The sequence below is a fragment of the Labrys sp. 22185 genome (assembly GCF_052045555.1).
Classification (GTDB): Bacteria; Pseudomonadota; Alphaproteobacteria; order Rhizobiales; family Labraceae; genus Labrys; species Labrys neptuniae.
In genome coordinates, this window is sequence record NZ_JBQEPH010000001.1 from 892,871 (window position 1) to 910,707 (window position 17,837).

The 17,837-nt window shown below is 62.8% G+C and carries 18 protein-coding genes and 1 tRNA gene; 11 read left to right on the plus strand and 8 right to left on the minus strand.

The genetic code is table 11. The annotated features are described in order from the left end of the window. The first annotated feature begins 108 nt into the window (after positions 1-108). Positions 109-582: a transcription elongation factor GreA gene (gene greA, locus ACTJKX_RS04185; protein WP_311934384.1), complete on the plus strand. Its 474-nt coding sequence runs from the start codon at positions 109-111 to the stop codon at positions 580-582. 144 nt (positions 583-726) lie between these two features. Further along, positions 727-1,209 (plus strand): hypothetical protein, encoded by a 483-nt coding sequence (locus ACTJKX_RS04190; protein ID WP_394309757.1) that lies wholly within the window; start codon positions 727-729, stop codon positions 1,207-1,209. Here ACTJKX_RS04190 and ACTJKX_RS04195 read toward each other — a convergent pair. Both ACTJKX_RS04195 and ACTJKX_RS04200 read right to left on the minus strand, forming a co-directional pair. Beyond that, positions 1,206-1,691, minus strand: coding sequence for an Lrp/AsnC family transcriptional regulator (locus tag ACTJKX_RS04195; RefSeq protein WP_082979703.1), 486 nt, complete (start codon positions 1,689-1,691; stop codon positions 1,206-1,208). The genes ACTJKX_RS04190 and ACTJKX_RS04195 overlap by 4 nt on opposite strands. Before the next feature lie 194 nt (positions 1,692-1,885). After that, positions 1,886-2,599: an SIMPL domain-containing protein gene (locus ACTJKX_RS04200; protein ID WP_311934386.1), complete on the minus strand. Its 714-nt coding sequence runs from the start codon at positions 2,597-2,599 to the stop codon at positions 1,886-1,888. A 147-nt stretch (positions 2,600-2,746) separates the two neighbouring features. On the opposite strand from ACTJKX_RS04200, the gene ACTJKX_RS04205 reads away from it, so the two are divergent. After that, a tRNA-Ile gene (locus tag ACTJKX_RS04205) sits at positions 2,747-2,822 on the plus strand. A 39-nt stretch (positions 2,823-2,861) separates the two neighbouring features. On the opposite strand, the gene ACTJKX_RS04210 is transcribed toward ACTJKX_RS04205, so the two are convergent. Continuing rightward, positions 2,862-3,758, minus strand: coding sequence for a tyrosine-protein phosphatase (locus ACTJKX_RS04210; RefSeq protein WP_440724460.1), 897 nt, complete (start codon positions 3,756-3,758; stop codon positions 2,862-2,864). 437 nt (positions 3,759-4,195) lie between these two features. Here ACTJKX_RS04210 and ACTJKX_RS04215 point away from each other — a divergent pair, with 437 nt between their 5' ends. Both ACTJKX_RS04215 and ACTJKX_RS04220 read left to right on the plus strand, forming a co-directional pair. Then, positions 4,196-4,843 (plus strand): cyclic nucleotide-binding domain-containing protein, encoded by a 648-nt coding sequence (locus ACTJKX_RS04215; RefSeq protein ID WP_367625705.1) that lies wholly within the window; start codon positions 4,196-4,198, stop codon positions 4,841-4,843. A gap of 250 nt (positions 4,844-5,093) precedes the next feature. Further along, positions 5,094-5,987, plus strand: a complete 894-nt coding sequence (locus tag ACTJKX_RS04220; RefSeq protein ID WP_440724461.1) for a DMT family transporter — start codon at positions 5,094-5,096, stop codon at positions 5,985-5,987. Here the strand turns inward: ACTJKX_RS04220 and ACTJKX_RS04225 are convergent, their stop codons facing one another. Beyond that, complete coding sequence (locus tag ACTJKX_RS04225) at positions 5,988-7,004, minus strand: substrate-binding domain-containing protein (protein ID WP_440724462.1); 1,017 nt, start codon at positions 7,002-7,004, stop codon at positions 5,988-5,990. 563 nt (positions 7,005-7,567) lie between these two features. On the opposite strand from ACTJKX_RS04225, the gene ACTJKX_RS04230 reads away from it, so the two are divergent. The 6 genes from ACTJKX_RS04230 (at position 7,568) to ACTJKX_RS04255 (ending at position 14,244) form a co-directional block, all read left to right on the plus strand. Continuing rightward, positions 7,568-8,827, plus strand: a complete 1,260-nt coding sequence (locus ACTJKX_RS04230) for an ABC transporter substrate-binding protein (RefSeq protein ID WP_311934391.1) — start codon at positions 7,568-7,570, stop codon at positions 8,825-8,827. Between the two features lie 330 nt (positions 8,828-9,157). Further along, positions 9,158-10,084, plus strand: a complete 927-nt coding sequence (locus tag ACTJKX_RS04235; RefSeq protein ID WP_394309748.1) for a carbohydrate ABC transporter permease — start codon at positions 9,158-9,160, stop codon at positions 10,082-10,084. Further along, positions 10,081-10,902: a carbohydrate ABC transporter permease gene (locus tag ACTJKX_RS04240; protein ID WP_311934393.1), complete on the plus strand. Its 822-nt coding sequence runs from the start codon at positions 10,081-10,083 to the stop codon at positions 10,900-10,902. The genes ACTJKX_RS04235 and ACTJKX_RS04240 overlap by 4 nt, the downstream gene beginning before the upstream one ends. Positions 10,903-10,907: 5 nt before the next feature. Further along, positions 10,908-11,999 (plus strand): ABC transporter ATP-binding protein, encoded by a 1,092-nt coding sequence (locus ACTJKX_RS04245; RefSeq protein WP_394309746.1) that lies wholly within the window; start codon positions 10,908-10,910, stop codon positions 11,997-11,999. 203 nt (positions 12,000-12,202) lie between these two features. Continuing rightward, positions 12,203-12,988, plus strand: a complete 786-nt coding sequence (locus ACTJKX_RS04250; protein WP_394309744.1) for a ThuA domain-containing protein — start codon at positions 12,203-12,205, stop codon at positions 12,986-12,988. A gap of 206 nt (positions 12,989-13,194) precedes the next feature. Next, positions 13,195-14,244, plus strand: coding sequence for a Gfo/Idh/MocA family protein (locus ACTJKX_RS04255; RefSeq protein WP_245196656.1), 1,050 nt, complete (start codon positions 13,195-13,197; stop codon positions 14,242-14,244). 13 nt (positions 14,245-14,257) lie between these two features. Here ACTJKX_RS04255 and ACTJKX_RS04260 read toward each other — a convergent pair whose 3' ends face one another. From ACTJKX_RS04260 to ACTJKX_RS04275, 4 genes are read right to left on the minus strand one after another with little or no spacing between them, the layout of a single operon-like run. Then, a complete protein-coding gene (locus ACTJKX_RS04260) occupies positions 14,258-15,058 on the minus strand; it encodes a 3-methyl-2-oxobutanoate hydroxymethyltransferase (protein WP_440724463.1) in 801 nt (266 codons plus the stop codon). 55 nt (positions 15,059-15,113) lie between these two features. Further along, positions 15,114-16,349: an NAD(P)/FAD-dependent oxidoreductase gene (locus tag ACTJKX_RS04265; RefSeq protein WP_440724464.1), complete on the minus strand. Its 1,236-nt coding sequence runs from the start codon at positions 16,347-16,349 to the stop codon at positions 15,114-15,116. A 4-nt stretch (positions 16,350-16,353) separates the two neighbouring features. Then, positions 16,354-16,668, minus strand: a complete 315-nt coding sequence (locus ACTJKX_RS04270) for a MocE family 2Fe-2S type ferredoxin (RefSeq protein ID WP_440724465.1) — start codon at positions 16,666-16,668, stop codon at positions 16,354-16,356. A gap of 36 nt (positions 16,669-16,704) precedes the next feature. Continuing rightward, entirely contained in the window at positions 16,705-17,820 is a 1,116-nt protein-coding gene (locus tag ACTJKX_RS04275) for a fatty acid desaturase family protein (RefSeq protein ID WP_440724466.1), read from the minus strand. Between the last annotated feature and the right edge of the window lie 17 nt (positions 17,821-17,837).

Here is a 17,837-nt window from a genome sequence, read left to right on the forward strand (position 1 = left end):
CCCATCGGGGCGGGGGTACCGTAATATTGCAAATTCGATATGTCAGCCGCGCCGGGGAAGTCCGTCCGGCGCGTATCTTTTTTGCGTTTGGAAAGAGAAGACGAAGCTATGGACAAGATCCCGATGACGCCGGCAGGCCATGCCGCGCTCGAGGCAGAATTGAGGGAACGGCAGCAGATCGAACGGCCGCGCATCATTGCGGCGATTTCCGAGGCCCGTTCCCATGGCGACCTTTCCGAGAACGCCGAATACCATGCGGCCAAGGAAGCCCAAGGCCACAATGAAGGCCGCGTCGCCGAGCTCGAGGACATCCTGTCGCGCGCCGAGGTAATCGACATTACCAAGCTGTCCGGCGACACCGTCAAATTCGGGGCTCATGTCACGCTGATCGACGAGGACACCGAGGAAGAGAAGACCTATCAGATCGTCGGCGAGAGCGAAGCCGATGTGCGCTCCGGCAAGATCTCGATCGGCTCGCCGCTTGCCCGCGCACTGGTGGGCAAGAAGATCGGCGTTTCCGTCGAGGTCAACACGCCCAAGGGCCCCAAGGCCTATGAGATCGCCAACGTCGCCTGGCGCTGAGCCGCCTGCCGATCTCAGACCCTGTCGACACAATGCGCCGCATCCCACCGGATGCGGCGTTTTGCTGTGTGGTCGCGCGAATTTGCTTCGATTGGCGGCGCGACGCATTCTATAGACAGTGAATATCGTGAGCAGGAGGCTATCATGACTTCGGGACATGTCGGGCGCAGAAGCTTCCTGGCCATGGGTGCCGGTCTGCTGCTCACCGGTTGCGCCACTTCCTACGCCGACAATCCGGCCATTCCGGTCATCCGCCGGGTGCAGGTCAGCGGGAGCGGCAATCTCTGGCTCCAGCGCATGCCGCCTTTTCTCCAGCGCAATCTCGTCCGGCAGCTCGGCTCGCGCTACCAGCCCGGTGCAAAGGGCGGCGCGACATTGTCGGTGGCGCTTACCGACATCAGTTTTCCCGTGGATTCGGATGGCGGCCTGATCAGCTTCGACAGCGTCGACACGCTCGATGGCCGTGTCACGCTCTTGTCGTCATCGGGCGGCGTGATCAAGAGCTTCCCGCTCTTTGCCACCACGAGTTCGGTGGATGCTGCTCCTGAAGTGCCTGACCCGACGCCGCGCCGCTATGATTGGCTGGCATCCAGCTATGCCCATTGGCTGCTGAGCAAGCTGGCTTAGGCCCCTTCGCTCACGTCGAGTTCGAGGGGAACGATCGGATCGTCCTTGATGGAACGCAGGGTCAGCGCCGTCTTGACGTTGCGCACGGCCGGCCCGGCCGTCAGCTCGGCCACGAAGGCCTGGAAGGAACGTAGGTCCTTCGCCACGCATTTGAGCACGAAATCGACGTCACCGGACAGCATCCAGCATTCGCGCACCAAGGGCTGATTCTTCACATAGGTCTCGAAGGATTGCAGGTCCGCGCCAGCCTGCGAGGTCAGATTGACCATGGCGAAGATGGTGATCTCGTAGCCGAGAGAAGCTTCGTCGAGCAGGGTACGATAGCCCTTGATCACGCCGGCATCTTCGAGGGCCCGCACGCGTCGCAGACAGGGGGGCGCGGAAATGCCGACGCGCTTGGCCAGTTCCACATTGGTCATGCGGCCATCGGCCTGTAGTTCCTGCAGGATTTTCCAGTCAACAGCATCAAGGCGTGCGCGCACGATAAGCTTTCCGATTAACAGCGGTTACGCCGTCCTAAACCGGGGAGAACAGTCAAGCAAGCATCTTTGTTACCCAATCGGCCTTGCTGCGTGAAACAAACTTGCGTGTGCGGAAAATCTGCCGGGCCAGCATTGCAGCAGATGCGCTGCCGGCCCGTGGAGTCTTGTCCGATACTGGGAGGAGGTATGAAGGATCAGTCTTCCAGCTCGAAACGCGCGGAAACAGTCACGTTCAGCGTACTCTCGCCGGACTCGATCGGCACCGAATCCTGCACCGCCTTGGCGCGATAGAGACCGCCGCCGATCGGGCCGGTATTCTCGCTCAAATCCACCAGCTTGCCCAGGCGCAGGCCGGATGCCTTGGCATAGATCTCGGCCTTGCGCCTGGCATCGTCCAGGGCGGTCTTGCGGGCGCCATCCAGCAGCACCGACTGGTTAGAGACGATGAACTGGATGCCCTCGATGCTGTTGGCGCCGGCGCTGACAGCCTTGTCGAGGATGTCGCCGAGCTTGGGCAGGTCGCGTAGCGTCACGTTTACGGTGTTGGAGACGGTGTAGCCTGCAATGGTCGGGCCGTCCTCGGAACTTGACGAGAACTTGCTGTTCTGGGGGCTCGCCGGCTGCACGCTGAAGCCCGAGGTCTGCAAGTCCTTGGCATCGATGCCGGCTGCCTTGAGTGCGGCGAGGACCTCACCGGTTGCCTTGGAATTGGCGGTCAGCACGTCGCGTGCCACCTTGCCCGCACTCTGTACGCCGATGCTGACATAGGCCAGGTCAGGCTTGGCGCCGACCGTCGCCTCCCCGTTGATGGCGACCACGCGCTTGAAATCCTCGGCTTGAGCGGCGCCGAGCGCTCCGGCCAGCAGCAGGGCGGCGAGGGCGGGGCGGGCGACGAAAGACGGTAGCATCGGTGAACTCCAGTGAAGAAAATTGCGGTCGGAACCTTGCAATCGAAGGCGGCGGGATGATGACGGGCTTGCGGCGGGCATCGCAATTGCGGATGCCGATTGAACCTGGGCGAGACTCTGCCTATAGATGCGGCGTCTGGCACAGCCGGGCCTGTAGCTCAATGGTTAGAGCCGGCCGCTCATAACGGTCTGGTTGGGGGTTCAAGTCCCTCCGGGCCCACCAGACCTCCACGCAGGAATTTGCTGGTCCCGTGGCTGCCAGTCAGCGCCGGTCGGTGGTGCCCCCGCTCGCCGTGGCCAGCGCGGGGCGCGGTTCGTGTCCGGCCTTGTTCAGCCATTGGGCGAACTCCTCCCAGGTCCTGTCCATCGCATAGCCTGGCAGGAAGGGCAGGGACAGGTGCCCGAAGAAGGGCGATAACTGGGCCTGCGCCTTTTCGCGGCCGGCCTTGGCGATCGCAGCGACGTAGAGAGCGGCGGCAAGGCCGGTGCGATCGGCGCCGGACGCGCAATGGATCAGCAACGGCTTCGGTGCCTGTGCCATCAGGGCGATGAGCTGCTCGGCTTGTTCCCGGCTTAGTTCTCGCTTGGCCGACATCCGGAAATCGATGTGATGAATGCCGAGTGCCTTCGCATCGGCCACCTCCCGGTCGTACCAGTCCTGGCCCGGATTGCTGCCGCGCAGATTGATGATGGCCCTGATGCCGTAGCGCTGGACGTTGATCGACATCGTGGCGCTGCCGAGCTGGGCAGAACGATAGACCTGTCCGCGAATCACCGTGCCGAAATTGCCCCAATAGAGCAGCACTCCGACATAGATCGTCACGGCTGAAATGCTCCAGAGCAGCGCCCTGGCAAACCATCTGCCGGCCCGGCTGCCTCCCTTCGCCCGTGCAAAAAGGAAGCGCGGAAGCAGGTAGCGCAGGGAGGATCCTGGGTTGTGCCGGACATGCTCCTTCAATCGATAGTAGGACAGCAGCAGCGCGAACAGGATCGACAGCGATGCAAGGGCGATGGAGCGGTCCGTACTAATTTTCTCATAAATTGATGCCCAAAATGCCGTAATTATCATCAGAACTATTAGAATAAATGAGATAATATTGTCAAAATTTTTAAATATATCTTTGATTATCTCCCTTGTTATCACAAAAAATGGCGACATTGTGTTCTTCCTGGGAGCGGGTTTGAGAGATTTGCGTGCCAATTGAGCAGGGAATTGGGTAAAAAATGCAGCCGGAAACAAATCTATACTGCTGATTATTATTGCAGGGACATTGCGCGCTTGTGTCGGTGGTGCACGCAAGGGGAGATGAGATCGCCCCGGACGGATGTCGGCCGACGCAAGGCCGAGCGCCGTAGGCCGGCATCCCGGATGGGAAGAGGTTCAACTGGGTTGTGGCGAGGAGGTGCCCTCCAATGCCTCAGGGCAGTCAGATCACGCTTGGCGTAGGACAGGCCTTGCCCAGATGCTGGCTGGCGCCTGGCCTCACAGCGGCTGACCCGTGCAAGGGCGCACAGCAATTGGACGGCAAACGCACCATGTCGACGCCGTGGTTGGCGACGTGATGCGCCAGCCGATCTTCCCGTCCTGGTGCTGAAATGTTCTTCGAAATCGTCCGGCTCGGCCTGATCCATGCCGCCGCCCTCATTGCTGTCGCGGCGCTGACCTGTCGCGACCAACTGGTCTTGCGCGCCCTCCTGGTCGTTTCGACCCTGCTCTACATCCTCTATTATCTGGTCGTGCCCGAGATCATGCTGTGGGATGCGCTGTTCTGGACGGCGGTCAATCTGGGCGTGAATCTGCTGATGATGGCCAGGCTGGTCTTTGCTCGCACCCAGTTTCGTCTCAGTGCCGAAGAGCGCCAGCTGTTCGCCGCCCTGGGCGGCCTGTCGCCGGGCGAGTTCCGCTCCTTGATGAAGATCGGTCATTGGCGACGCAGCGAGGGCAACCACACGCTCTTGCGCGAGGGGGAAACGGTCGAGAAGGTCTATTATGTGCTCGACGGCAGGTCTCATGTGATGAAGGCTGGGCGCAGCCTGGTTGTCGGGCCGCAATCCTTTATCGGCGAGGCCGGCTTCCTGCGCCGCCAGCCCGCTTCGGCCACCGTGACGGTCGAACCGGGTGCCTGCTATGTCGAATGGCCGGTCGCAGCCCTCAACGCCCTGCGTGTGCGCCGCCCGCTGATCAAGGTCGCGCTCGACGGCCTGCTCGCTTCTGACATGGCGGCGAAGATGGCTGCGGCCTGATGCCCCTGCGTGCTGCGCAAGATTGCCTCTTTCCGCCGCCCGCCGATATTGGTACGACAAATGGCGATCCGCTGGGTGGGGGCGATGCCCGGCGGACGCCCGGACCGCATCAGACACCATGCCACGCGCCTGGAACGCTTTGCGAATTGACGGACTCGGCAAGACCCGCAAAGACGCCTTGAACCAAGGAGTTGGAGCACAATGCGTTCATGGCTGAACGCGTGGCGCTCCGGCAGGAAACGAGACCGAAATGACTACCCTCCGCCGGGCCGGCATCGGGACCACAAGTGTCGGCATGGGCATCGTGCTCTATCTCATCGGCGTGTTTCTCTTCGCCTTGAACGATGCCCTGGGCAAATGGCTGGTCGCCGACTATTCCGTCGGTCAGTTGCTGCTGCTGCGCTCCGTCGGCGCCGCCATCATCCTCGTGCCGATGGTCTGGCACCTGAAGGTCGATCTCTTCGATTTCGGCCAGTGGCGGCTCCAGGTCGTGCGGATCCTGTGCATGGCCGGCGATACCTTCTGCTTCTATTTCGCTACGCGCAGCATGCCGCTCGCCGATGTCATGACGTTCTACATGGCGGCACCCCTGATCATTACCGCCTTGTCGGTTCCGCTGCTCGGCGAAAGGGTTGAGCCGTTCCGTTGGGGCGCTGTGATCGTGGGCTTCATCGGCGTTCTGGTGGCGCTGCAGCCCTCGGCGGAACTGTTTTCCTCGGCCTCGCCCATTGCTCTCGTCGGCGCTATCATGTTTGGCTTGGCGGTTACGGTGACGCGACGCCTGCGGCGCACGCATTGGCTTCCCCTCGTGGTCTGGCAGTTTGCCGGTGCGGGTGTCATCGGCGCAGCGACGATACCGTTTGCCTGGGCCACGCCGGGCTGGTTCGATCTTGTCCTGATGTTCCTCGTCGGTATCGTTGCCATGGTCTGCTTCGTGTGCATCACGCGTGCCTTGGCCATGGCGCCGGCTGCGATGCTCGCTCCGTTCCAATATTCGGCCATGGTATGGGCGACGCTGATGGGCTGGATCGTCTGGCGCGATGTGCCGACACTGCCGATCCTCATCGGCAATTGCATCATCATCGGCAGCGGATTGTTCGTCTTCTATCGCGATCGCGCCACCGTGTCGGCGCCAGCCGAGTAATCAGGGGGCGGGGGGCACGGTAGAGCCGCGGAAGACGAGATCGACCGGCCAGATCTCCGCGGCGGCGGTGGGATCGGCACCGTTGGCCAGGGCCATGGCGATCTCGGCGACGCGGACGCCGGCGGCATGGATGGAAGAGAAGGTGGTGGTGAGGGCCGGCGTCAGCGTTTCCGGCCTGATGGCGTCGAGGCCGTCGTCATGGGCGATCAGCGACAGATTCTTTCCGACGATCCGGCCCGTTTCCCGGGCGGCCCGCATGGCCCCCAGAGCGAGGAAGATCGACGAGCAGAGCAGGGCGGTCGGTGGGTCTGATTGCTCGAACAGGCCTCGCGCCATGCGATAGCCGTTCTCTTCCGTCATGCGGGCGCCGCCTTCGAGTTCCGGAGGGGCGGCGAGGCCCCGAGCTGTCAGCGCCCGGCGCCAGCCTTGCGAGCGATGCGTGGCGAAGGTGAAGCGCAGATTTTCATTGAGCAGCCCGATCCGGCGATGGCCCAGATCGATCAGCAAGGTAGTGGCCTTATGGAAGGCTCCCTCATTGTCGATGTCGAGATAGGGATAATTGAGGCCGGTCTGCGTGCGCCCATGCACGACCAGGGGCATGCCCAGCCGTTGCAGCATCGCGATGCGCGGATCGTCGATCGTCGGTGAGGACAGCAACAGGGCGTCCACCGAGCGCACGCGGGCAAGGCGCCGATAAGTGCCCGCCTCGTCGCCCTGGGCGGAAGAGACCAGCACGTCATTGTCGGATCGCGAGCACTGGGTGGCGACGCCGGCGAGAAAATCGGTGAAGATCGGATCGAGCAGCATGTTGCGCTCGGACGAGAACACGATGCCGATCGCTCCCGCACGGCCGGTGGCGAGTTTGCGGGCGCTGGCGTTGGGGCGGTATTGGAAGGTCTCGGCCGCCTCCAGCACACGCTTGCGGGTCGCCTCGCCAACTTCCGGAAAGCCGTTGAGCGCGCGGCTGACAGTCGTCTGAGATAGGCCCAGATGCTGTGACAGTTCCTTCAAGTTCACCGCAACGTTCCTTCCAGGCCTTCTTGTTTCTCTCGATGAACAGAGGCAAGCTCGTCATGCCAGGGATCGGGGAGAAACGCTCGTCGGGCACGGCAAATATCTCGCGATACTGCATGCCCTTCCTGGTAGTCTCCCGACCGCAAGCAGCGACCAGACTGCATTTGTTCATTAAAGCGCTTTGGACTAACGCTTTCTATTATTTTTTCTGAGTCAGCTTAATTCTTTTCCGTCAAATAGGTAGCGCAGCCGCCACATTTACCAGGAAATTCACAAGTTTCTCACTCAATCGCTCAAAAGGCATCAACGGCTCTGATTTTCAATCAAATTGTTTCAATGAAAGATGCTACTTTTGGGGGAACTGTTCCTTCGCCTTAGTTGTTACGCAGTTTTGCCATGGGGTCGCCTTGACAAAGGCAAACTTTTGTCGGAATTAGAATTCAAAGCGCTTTGAAGTAGATTATAGAAGCTCTGCTAAAAGGGACTTCGAACGAGGAAATGTCGGTTGCCTATGCTGACCTGCCATAGAGGAGGCAGCTATGGCGCATAAAAGGGAGGAAGACCGCATGTTCATGCGTTGGGCCTTGGCCGCGACTGCCTCTATCGCTCTCACGAGTTTTGCCAGCGCTACCGAGGTTGCGATTTCCTGCGGCGCAGTCGGCCAGGAGTTGGCGCTGTGCAAGAGCGGTGCGGAAGCCTGGGCCAAGAAGACCGGCAATACCGTCAAGATCGTCTCGACACCCAACGATACCAATGAAAGGCTGGCGCTCTATCAGCAACTGCTGTCGGCCGGCGCGAGCGACATCGACGTCTTCCAGATCGACGTGATCTGGCCCGGCATTCTCGCCAATCACTTCATCGATCTGGCGCCCTACACCAAGGGAGCCGAGAAGGAGCATTTCCCGGCGATCATCGACAACAACACCGTGGGCGGCAAGCTCGTCGCCATGCCGTGGTTCACCGATGCCGGCGTGCTCTATTATCGCAAGGATCTCCTGGAGAAGAACGGGCTGAAGCCGCCGACCACCTGGCAGGAAATGACAGAGGCCGCGGCCAAGGTCCAGGAAGGCGAGCGCAAGGGCGGCAACGACAAGTTCTGGGGCTTCGTGTTCCAGGGCAAGGCCTATGAGGGCCTGACTTGCGACGCGCTGGAGTGGATCGACTCCTTTGGCGGCGGCACCATCGTCGATGCCGAGGGCAAGATTACCATCAACAATCCCAAGGCGGCCGAGGCGGTGACGCTGGCTTCCTCCTGGATCGGCAAGATCTCGCCGGACGGCGTGCTCAATTACGGCGAGGAGGAAGCGCGCGGCGTGTTCCAGTCCGGCAATGCGGCCTTCATGCGCAACTGGCCCTATGCCTGGTCGCTGGGCAATGGCGCGGACAGCCCGGTCAAGGGCAAGATCGGCGTCGTAGCCCTGCCCAAGGGCGGTGCCGACGGCAAGAATACCGGCACGCTCGGCGGCTGGCAGCTCGCCGTCTCCAAATATTCCAAGAAGGCCGATCTTGCTGCCGACCTCGCCGTCTATCTGACCTCCAAGGAAGAGCAGAAGCGCCGCGCCATCGAGGGCAGCTACAACCCGACCATCGCCAGCCTCTATGAGGACCCGGACGTGCTCAAGGCCGTGCCCTTCTTCGGCGATTTGAAGGCGACCTTCACCAGCGCGGTGGCCCGTCCCTCCAAGATCACCGGCGCGAATTACAACGAAGTTTCGAACGCCTTCTGGAACGCGGTTGCCAGCGTGTTGTCCGGCAAGGCGAAGGCGGAACAGGCCCTTGAGGACCTTGACGGCGAACTCGCCAATATCAAGGGCTCGGGCTGGTAGGATCCTCCCCGACTGCGCCGCGAACCCCCCGGTTCGCGGCGCTCTTTCCGCCGTTCTCTCATCCTTCGCGACTTGATCGACCGAAGCCTGGTTCCTGATCCCTGGAGCAGAGCGCGTTCACGACCGGACGGCTGTTTGCTCGAGCTCCTTGTCTCCAAGCCAATCCGACGGATTGGCGAGAGCGTCTGTGCGATGCGGGGTGACTCGCTCAAGTCGCAAAGCGCTTCGGAGCCTCGCCGGCGGCCGGCCGCGTATGGATTTCCCGCATTGTGACTGGGGTGGCGGCTGAGATGCCGGCCAACTCTTCCTGCCTCCTTCTGGGAGCCCCCGATGGCAAGTCAATCAGAACTGACAAGGACCCGGGTTCGGTCGGCATGGCTGTTCCTGCTGCCCATGCTGGTCGTGCTGGCGATCGTCGCCGGATGGCCGCTTCTGCGTACCATTTGGTTTGGCTTTACCGACGCCAAGCTATCCAATCCGGGCAATTACAAGCTCGTCGGCTTTTCGAACTATCTCGCCAATGTCGATGGGCGCTGGATCGGCCTGCTCGCCAACAAGGTCTGGTGGCTTTCGGTCTGGAACACCGTGTGGTTCTCGCTGGTCTCGGTCGCGCTGGAGACGGTGCTCGGCACCATCGTGGCGCTGGTGCTGAACGCCAATTTCAAGGGACGCGCCATCGTGCGTGCCGCCGTGCTGATCCCCTGGGCCATTCCCACCATCGTCTCGGCCAAGATGTGGTTATGGATGCTCAACGACCAGTTCGGCATCCTCAATCACATCCTGCTCACCCTCCACATCATCTCCGAGCCGGTCGCCTGGACCGCCAATTCGCAGACGGCGATGTGGGCCGTGATCATGGTGGACGTCTGGAAGACGACGCCCTTCATGGCCCTCTTGATCCTGGCGGCGCTGCAGATGATGCCCTCCGATTGCTATGAGGCGGCCAAGGTCGACGGCATTCACCCGGTCAAGGTGTTCTTCAAGGTGACGCTGCCGCTGATCCGCCCGGCCCTGATGGTGGCGGTGGTCTTCCGCGCCCTCGATGCCCTGCGCATCTTCGACCTGATCTATGTGCTGACCTCGGGCAGCCGCGACACCATCTCGATGTCGGGCTTTGCCCGGCTGCAACTGGTCGATTTCGCCAAGACTGGCCTCGGTTCGGCGGCGGCGACGCTGCTGTTCCTGGTGATCGGCCTCATCACCGTGCTGGCCATGACCGTGGGCAAGGTGCGTGTTTCGGAGGACGGAACGAGATGAGCAAGATCCTCAAACCCATCGGGTTCTGGGCGCTGGTCGTCGTCATCGTCCTCTACGCCGTCTTCCCGTTCTACTACGCCATCCTGACCTCGATGCGGACGGGACAGGCGCTGTTTTCGACCTCGCTGCTGCCCGACAGCCTGGATTTTTCCAACTATGTCGGCGTGTTCGAGCAGCAGCCCTTCGCCTGGAACATCTGGAACTCGATCGTCGTCGCCGTCACGGTGGTGCTGATCTCGCTCTTTCTGGGCGTGACGGCCGCCTATGCGCTGGGGCGGGTGCATTTCAAGGGCAGGGGGCTCCTCTTGATGACTATCCTCGCCGTGTCGATGTTCCCGCAGGTGGCGGTGCTGTCGGGCATGTATGAGGTGGTGCGCGCCTTCGGCCTCTACAACACCATGCCGGCGCTGGTGCTCTCCAACCTGATCCTGACGCTGCCCTTCACCGTATGGGTGCTCACCACCTTCATGAAGGAGCTGCCGCGGGAACTGGAGGAGGCGGCCTTCGTCGACGGCGCCAGTCCCTGGACGGTGGTGCGCCGCGTCTTCATGCCGCTGATGTGGCCGGCCATGGTGACGACGGGCCTGCTCGCCTTCATCGCGGCCTGGAACGAATTCCTGTTCGCACTGACCTTCTCGCCCGACAACCGCACCGTACCGGTGGCGATCGCCTCGATGAGCGGCGCCAGCCAGCAGGAACTGCCCTGGGGCAACATCATGGCCGGATCGGTCATCGTGACGCTGCCCCTCATCGTTCTCGTCCTCATCTTCCAACGCAAGATCGTAGCGGGCCTCACCGCCGGCGCCGTGAAGGGTTAAGCAACATGGCCAGTGTGACACTCAAGAATATCCGCAAGGCCTTTGGCCGGATCGAAACCGTGCACGGCGTCAACCTGGACATCGAGGACAGGGATTTCGTGGTCTTCGTTGGTCCTTCCGGCTGCGGCAAGTCGACCCTGCTGCGCCTGATCGCCGGGCTGGAGGACATCACGTCCGGCGACCTCCTGATCGACGGGCAGCGTGTGAACGAGAAGACACCCAAGGATCGCGGCATCTCGATGGTGTTCCAGTCCTATGCGCTCTATCCGCACATGAACGTCTACCAGAACATGGCCTTCGGCCTGGAACTGGCGAAAACCGATACGCAGACCATCGACCAGAAGGTGCGCGAGGCAGCGAAGATCCTGGAACTGACGCCGCTGCTGGAGCGCTTGCCCAAGCAACTGTCCGGCGGCCAGCGCCAGCGCGTCGCCATCGGCCGCGCCATCGTGCGCAACCCCAAGGTCTTCCTGTTCGACGAGCCGCTCTCCAACCTCGATGCCGCGCTGCGCGTGCAGATGCGCATTTCCATCGCCAAGCTGCACAAGCAGATGGGCGCCACCATGGTCTACGTCACCCATGACCAGGTGGAGGCCATGACTCTGGCCGACAAGATCGTGGTGCTGAACGCCGGCAATGTCGAGCAGGTGGGCGCGCCGCTGGAGCTCTATCACAACCCGCATAATCTGTTCGTCGCCGGGTTCATCGGCTCGCCGCAGATGAATTTCATCGATACCGAAGTCCAGGCTGCCGACGCTTCCGGTGTGAAGGTCGCTTTGCCGGGCGGGGGCAGCGTGGTCGCCAAGGTCGACGGCAACGGCGTGCGCGCCGGCGACAAGGTGAAGCTCGGAATCCGGCCCGAACATCTGCAGGAGACGGGCGGGGAGGCCTCGTTCACCGGCGATGTCGAGGTGGTCGAGGAACTGGGCGAAAGCCACTTCCTCTATGTGCGCACGGCGGATGGCAGGCTGGTGACACTGCGTCACGCCGGGGACGCCCCGGTGGTTGCCGCGACCAAGGTGAATATCGGCGTGCCGGGGGAGTTGTCGCATGTCTTCAAGGCCGACGGTGCGGCCTTGCGACGGCTGCAGGCCTGAAAGGCGGCGCCGGGAGGGTGCACGGGGCCTCCTCCCGGGAGGCCCGTGCAGCCGACCGCCATGAGTATGACGCGTATTGGTCCTGGCGAACATCGCAAGGCCTCGAAATATCCTCAGATGCCACCTTCAATCATGCCCCTGGATGTGGCAGAGATTTTTGTTAAAGCGCTTTGAATCGCCGTCCACGGCAAAGGAAACCCGAGATGACTATCCGCGCACTCGTCTGGAACGAGAACCGGCATGAGCAGACCAACGCCCTGGTGCGCCAGCTCTATCCCAAGGGCATCCATGGCGAGGTCGCGGCGGCACTCGAGGAGGCCGGTGGCATCAGTGTCGGCACGGCGACGCTCGACGAGCCCGAGCATGGCCTGACCGTCGAGAAGCTTGCCAATACCGACGTGCTCTTGTGGTGGGGCCATACCGCCCATGGCGAGGTCAAGGACGAGATCGTCCAGCGCGTGCAGGAGCGCGTCTGGGAGGGTATGGGCCTGATCGTTCTGCATTCGGGTCATTTCTCCAAGATCTTCAAGCGGCTGATGGGCACGCCCTGCGCCCTGTCCTGGCGTGAGGCCGGCGAGGTCGAGCGGCTGTGGGTGCTCAACAAGAACCATCCGATCGCCGAAGGCCTGCCCGAATATTTCGAGATCGAGCACGAGGAGATGTATGGCGAGCCCTTTACCGTGCCCGAGCCGATGGAGACGCTGTTCATCTCCTGGTTCGAGGGTGGTGAAGTCTTCCGTTCTGGACTGACCTATCAGCGCGGTGCCGGCAAGATCTTCTATTTCCGCCCGGGCCACGAGGCCTATCCGACCTATCACAACGCCACCGTGCGCAAGGTGCTCGGCAACGCGGTGAAGTGGGCCTACAATCCGGCAACGGCTTGGAAGCGGGTCAACGAAGCCCCCAACACGCCGCATGACAAGGCGCCGGTCCCCCTGGAAGTGAAAGGGCCGCGACTCCACCAGGATGGCGAAGAGGGCTTCCGTTAGTCCTGGGATTGCAGGCGTCCCTTCCCGCATTGTCACTTTCCCGATCCTGAGTGGAGTCCGCCTGATCGAATCAAGGGTTCGATCAGGCGGAATCTTCAAGATCTCAAACACTTGCACGGTTTTTCGATGTTGCCCGCGAACGGACACATCGGGAAGTTCTGCTTAGCCAAAAGCAGGCTGGAAGCCTGCGATCCCAGGATCACCTCATGTCCAAGATCCGCATTCTCGTGCTCGGCACCGGCAATATGGCGGCCAACCACGCCCGGCACTTCCAGGCTTCTCCTGACGCCGAAGTGGTGGCGGGCGTCGACATCGACGAGGCGAGGGCCCGTCAGTTCAGCGACGAGCATGGCATCCCCCATTCCTTCGGCGATCTCGACGAGGCCATCGCCTGGGGCGGCTTCGATGCCGTGGCCAATGTCACGCCTGACAGGTTCCATCATCCCACCACGATGAAGCTGATCCTGGCCGGCAAGCATGTCCTGTGCGAGAAGCCGCTGGCCGAGACCTTCCCACAGGCCGATGAGATGGCGACGGCGGCCGAGGCCGCCGGTCTGATCGCCATGGTCAACCTGTCCTACCGGGATGTGCCGGCCCTGCAGGCGGCCCATGGCATCATCGCGCGCGGCGAGATCGGCGAGGTTCGCCATGTCGAGGCCTCCTATCGCCAGAGCTGGCTGGTGGGCAACCATTGGGGCGACTGGTCGACCGAGCCGCGCTGGCTCTGGCGCCTGTCCGAGGAGCATGGTTCGAAGGGCGTGCTGGGGGATGTCGGCATCCACATCCTGGATTTCGCCAGCTATGCGGTGAGCATGACGCCGGTCGCGCTGCAGGCGCAACTCGCGACCTTCCACAAGGCGCCCGGCGACCGCATCGGCGACTATCCGCTCGATGCCAATGACAGCGCGGTGATGTCGGTGCGCTTCGAGAACGGGGCGCTGGGCGTGATCCACACCAGTCGTTTCATGACCGGCTATGCCAATACGCTCAAGCTCAGCGTGTTCGGCACCAAGGGCGCGATCGAGATCAATCACGGTCCCTATACGAGCCTGCGCATCTGCACCGGGGACGGGATCCACAGCCAGGCCTGGCGCGATCTGCATGCGGATCCGGTGAAGACCAACTACCAGCGCTTCATCGCGGCCGTTCAGAGCGGCGAGAATGCCGAACCCAGCTTCCGCCACGCCGCGAACCTCCAGCGCGTGATCGATCGCTGCTTCGACAAGGATATTGCGTCGGCCCCGCCGATCGCCTGATCATCCGGGATGATCAGGCGGCATCGAGCGCCTTCAGGAAGCGTGCGAACTCATCGCCCGCAATACCGACGACCTGGTTCGGGGCCGGGAAAGCGCCATTGGTGACGTCGGCATTGTATTCGGAAAAGGCCGCAATGCGTTCCTTCTGCAGGCGGTCATATTCGCCACGGAAATTGCGATAGACCTTGGCGTGACGGGGATAATGCCCGCCATGGGCGCCGAGAACGTCATCGGCGAACAGATATTGTGCGTCGCACCCTCCGCCGGCGCCCATGGAGATCATGAACAGGCTGGTGCGCCGGCTGATCGCGGTGGCGACCTCCACGGGCACCACTTCGATCTCCGCTGCGAAGGCGCCTGCCTCTTCGAGGGCCTTGGCCTGCTGCCAGACCTGCCAGGCGGTTTCGAACGTCTTGCCCACCGCCTTGAAGCCGCCCGTCCAGGTCCGATGCGAGGGGATCAGGCCGACATGGCTCACCACCGGGATGCCTTCGTCGCGAAGTCGCCGGATGGTGGCCAGGCTGGCGGCGCAATAGACGGCATCCGAACTCTGCTGCCGGGTGAGGAAGGCGGCTCGCAGGTAATCCTCTGCCGTGACGTAGTTGCCATATTCCAGCCCGGTCACTGCAAAGGTCGTCGGTGCCGCGTCGCGGAAAGCAGGCTCGGCGATCAGCGCGGGCGGAACCGAGAGCATGCCGATGCCGGCGCGTTCGGCAGCTTCCGCCTCCTCGAGCGTGGTGACTCTCAGTTTGGCGATCTGCTTCTTGCCGCGAAGGGCGAGCAGGTCAGCAACGGTCGGACGAAGGCTAGCCATGACGGTCTCCAGGGTGCCCCGCGGCTCGATCGCGTCGTCGAGGCGCAAAGGTGGCTTAGGCTGAGAGAAGGGATTTGAGGCGGGTGTTGGGGTCTGCGAGCCTGCCCCTGTCCGGATGGGCGCGCTTGGCGATCAGCATTTCGCACAGCCGGATATCGCGGGCGATCGTATTGCCGGGGCCGATGCCACTGGCGGCGACCAGACGCCCGTCCTCGTCGAGATGGCAGAGGATGAACGAGCCCTCTGCCTCGTCCCGGCGAATGGTGTGGCGCCCTTCGTCCACCAGTCCGGCGACCTGCAGGGAGAGGTCATACTGATCCGACCAGAACCAGGGAACGGCGTCGAAGGCGATGTCCTCCCCCAGCATGGCGCTTGCGGCGTGGGCACCCTGCTCCTGGGCATTGCGCCAGGATTCCAGGCGCACCCGGCGTCCGCCATAGACGGGCAGGGGAAAGGAGCAGCAATCGCCGGCGGCGAAGATGGCTTCGTCGCTCGTGCGCAGCCTGGCATCGACGGCGATGCCATTGTCGACGGCAAGGCCTGCGGCCTCCGCCAACGCCGTGCTGGGCGATGCGCCGACGCCGAGAACGACGAGGTCTGCGAGCACCAGCTTGCCGCTGGTGAGGCGGACGGCGAGGCCATCGGGTTCCTCCTCGATGGCGGCGATGCCTTCGCCGCACAGCAGGGTGCAGCCGGCGGCGCGATGGCGCTCCTGCACCACTTCCGCGACATCGGCGGGCACGCCCCGGCTGAGCAGGCGCGGAAGGGCCTCGATGATGGTGACCGCTGCGCCGCGCTGGCGAGCGCTCGCCGCGAGTTCCAATCCGATGAAGCCGCCGCCGATGATGGCGATCTCCGCGCCCGGGCGAAAGCGCTCCCTCAGATGCAGGGCATCCTCGAAGCGCCGCAGCGTCACGCATCCCGGCCGGTTCGCGCCGGGCAGTGGCAGCCGGCGTGGTGCCGCGCCGGTGGCCAGCAGCAGCTTGTCATAGGCAAGGGCATTGCCGTCATCGAGCCGCACCAGCCGCCGGTCCCGATCGATCGCCACCACGCTGCGCTTGGCCAGGTGGGTGATGGCCTCGGCCTCGAACCGCTCCTCCGCCACGATATAACGCGGGGAAGCACCGGCTTCGTCCAGCAGCGTCGCCTTCGACAGGGGCGGGCGCTCATAGGGGGCGTGGACCTCGTCCCCGATCAGGGTGATGGCGCCGGCCCAACCCTTTTCGCGAAGAGCGAAGGCGGCTCTGGCGCCTGCCTCGCCGGCGCCGACGATGACCATGCCCGGCTGCATCGGATCACCCCAGCTGGATCTGGACCTTGCCGTCGGCGAGCCGGACGGCATAGGTCTTCAAATTGATGCACGCGGGAGCGCCCTTGGCCTCGCCGGTCTTGTAGTTGAAGCGGCCATTATGCTTGGGGCATTCGATGATGTTATCCATCACCAGGCCGTCCGCGAGGTGGATCTGCTCGTGGGTGCACAGCCCGTCGGTCGCGAAATATTCATCGTCCGGGCTGCGATAGAGTGCATAGGTGCGACCGGCATGATCGAAACGCAGGACGTCTTCCTGCTCGATGTCGTCGGCATCGCAGGCATCGATCCAGTTGCTCATTTTTTCCTCCCGATGTGGTTTTGCGTCTTGTGTCTGTCAGTGATGCTGGCCGGCAAAGCGGGCGCGCGGATCGTCGGGCATGACCACTTCGCCATGCAGATCGGGGCGATAGGGGCGGGCGCTCGCGGGCAGCATCCGGCGAACGAAATATTCAGGATCCTTCATCTGGCGGCGCAGGGCCGGGATGATCTCCCGATAGGCCTGGATCGTGCTGCGATAGGGCGTCGGTGTGTCGGCGAGCATGGCCTTATGCAGTTCCGGCAGTGCGTGATAGGGCACCATCGGGAACATATGGTGCTCGACATGATAGTTCATGTTCCAATACACGAAGCGGAAGAACGGGTTCATGTAGACGGTGCGGGAGTTCAGACGATGGTCGAGCACGTTCTCGGCCAGGCCCGCATGCTGTGTCAGCCCGAAATAGAGGGTCAGCCAGCCGCCATACATAGTGGGCAGGACGCCCACGAACATCATCGGCAGCCAGGACTGCAGCGCCAGCGAGAGGGCGATGGTGGCGGCGAGAATGGCAAGCCAGATGCGTGCGACCAGATAGACCTTGCTGCGTTCCATCTCCGGCACGAAGGTCTCTTCCTCCTCACTGAGTCGGCCGGTGGCATGCAGCACGAGACCCTTGAGGGCGGCCCAGGTCGAGGCGATCGCGAAGATATTGGAGATGAGGCGCAGGATTGCCGGCGGCCGCATCGCCGCGATCTCGGGGTCGCGGCCGACGATGATGGTATCGGTGTGATGGCGCGTGTGGCTCCAGCGCCAGATCGTCGGCTCGCGCATGATCATGAAGCAGGCGATGTGATAGACGACGTCGTTCATCCAGCGCGTGCGGAAAGCAGTGCCGTGCCCGCATTCGTGCCAGCGCGAGTCCGAGGCCGAGCCGTAGAGAATGCCGTAGAGCGCGAAGAACGGCACGCACCACCAACTTCCCCAGAGCAGCCCGGCGGCGAGGCCACTGGCGAGCAACCCGGCCAGCCAAAGCGCGGTGTCTCGGATCGCCGGGCCGTCCTTGCGCTGCATGAGCTCCTTCATGCGCTTGCGGGGAATGTCGCAGCGATACCATTCGGCAGCGGCGAGGCCGCTCTCGACGGCGGCCTGGGCATCACGCCCGATCAGACTGTAGTCGCGCCGGGTCGGCCTCATCGCGAGCTCCCTATATC

What these genes read in the sequence shown, in the direction of transcription:
- greA (WP_311934384.1), top strand. Translation starts at nt 109, where the DNA reads ATGGACAAGATCCCGATGACGCCGGCAGGCCATGCCGCGCTCGAGGCA.
- ACTJKX_RS04250 (WP_394309744.1), top strand. Translation starts at nt 12,203, where the DNA reads ATGACTATCCGCGCACTCGTCTGGAACGAGAACCGGCATGAGCAGACC.
- ACTJKX_RS04200 (WP_311934386.1), bottom strand. Translation starts at nt 2,599, where the DNA reads ATGCTACCGTCTTTCGTCGCCCGCCCCGCCCTCGCCGCCCTGCTGCTG.
- ACTJKX_RS04275 (WP_440724466.1), bottom strand. Translation starts at nt 17,820, where the DNA reads ATGAGGCCGACCCGGCGCGACTACAGTCTGATCGGGCGTGATGCCCAG.
- ACTJKX_RS04260 (WP_440724463.1), bottom strand. Translation starts at nt 15,058, where the DNA reads ATGGCTAGCCTTCGTCCGACCGTTGCTGACCTGCTCGCCCTTCGCGGC.
- ACTJKX_RS04190 (WP_394309757.1), top strand. Translation starts at nt 727, where the DNA reads ATGACTTCGGGACATGTCGGGCGCAGAAGCTTCCTGGCCATGGGTGCC.
- ACTJKX_RS04270 (WP_440724465.1), bottom strand. Translation starts at nt 16,668, where the DNA reads ATGAGCAACTGGATCGATGCCTGCGATGCCGACGACATCGAGCAGGAA.
- ACTJKX_RS04220 (WP_440724461.1), top strand. Translation starts at nt 5,094, where the DNA reads ATGACTACCCTCCGCCGGGCCGGCATCGGGACCACAAGTGTCGGCATG.
- ACTJKX_RS04235 (WP_394309748.1), top strand. Translation starts at nt 9,158, where the DNA reads ATGGCAAGTCAATCAGAACTGACAAGGACCCGGGTTCGGTCGGCATGG.
- ACTJKX_RS04240 (WP_311934393.1), top strand. Translation starts at nt 10,081, where the DNA reads ATGAGCAAGATCCTCAAACCCATCGGGTTCTGGGCGCTGGTCGTCGTC.
- ACTJKX_RS04255 (WP_245196656.1), top strand. Translation starts at nt 13,195, where the DNA reads ATGTCCAAGATCCGCATTCTCGTGCTCGGCACCGGCAATATGGCGGCC.
- ACTJKX_RS04215 (WP_367625705.1), top strand. Translation starts at nt 4,196, where the DNA reads ATGTTCTTCGAAATCGTCCGGCTCGGCCTGATCCATGCCGCCGCCCTC.
- ACTJKX_RS04245 (WP_394309746.1), top strand. Translation starts at nt 10,908, where the DNA reads ATGGCCAGTGTGACACTCAAGAATATCCGCAAGGCCTTTGGCCGGATC.
- ACTJKX_RS04210 (WP_440724460.1), bottom strand. Translation starts at nt 3,758, where the DNA reads ATGTCGCCATTTTTTGTGATAACAAGGGAGATAATCAAAGATATATTT.
- ACTJKX_RS04265 (WP_440724464.1), bottom strand. Translation starts at nt 16,349, where the DNA reads ATGCAGCCGGGCATGGTCATCGTCGGCGCCGGCGAGGCAGGCGCCAGA.
- ACTJKX_RS04230 (WP_311934391.1), top strand. Translation starts at nt 7,568, where the DNA reads ATGTTCATGCGTTGGGCCTTGGCCGCGACTGCCTCTATCGCTCTCACG.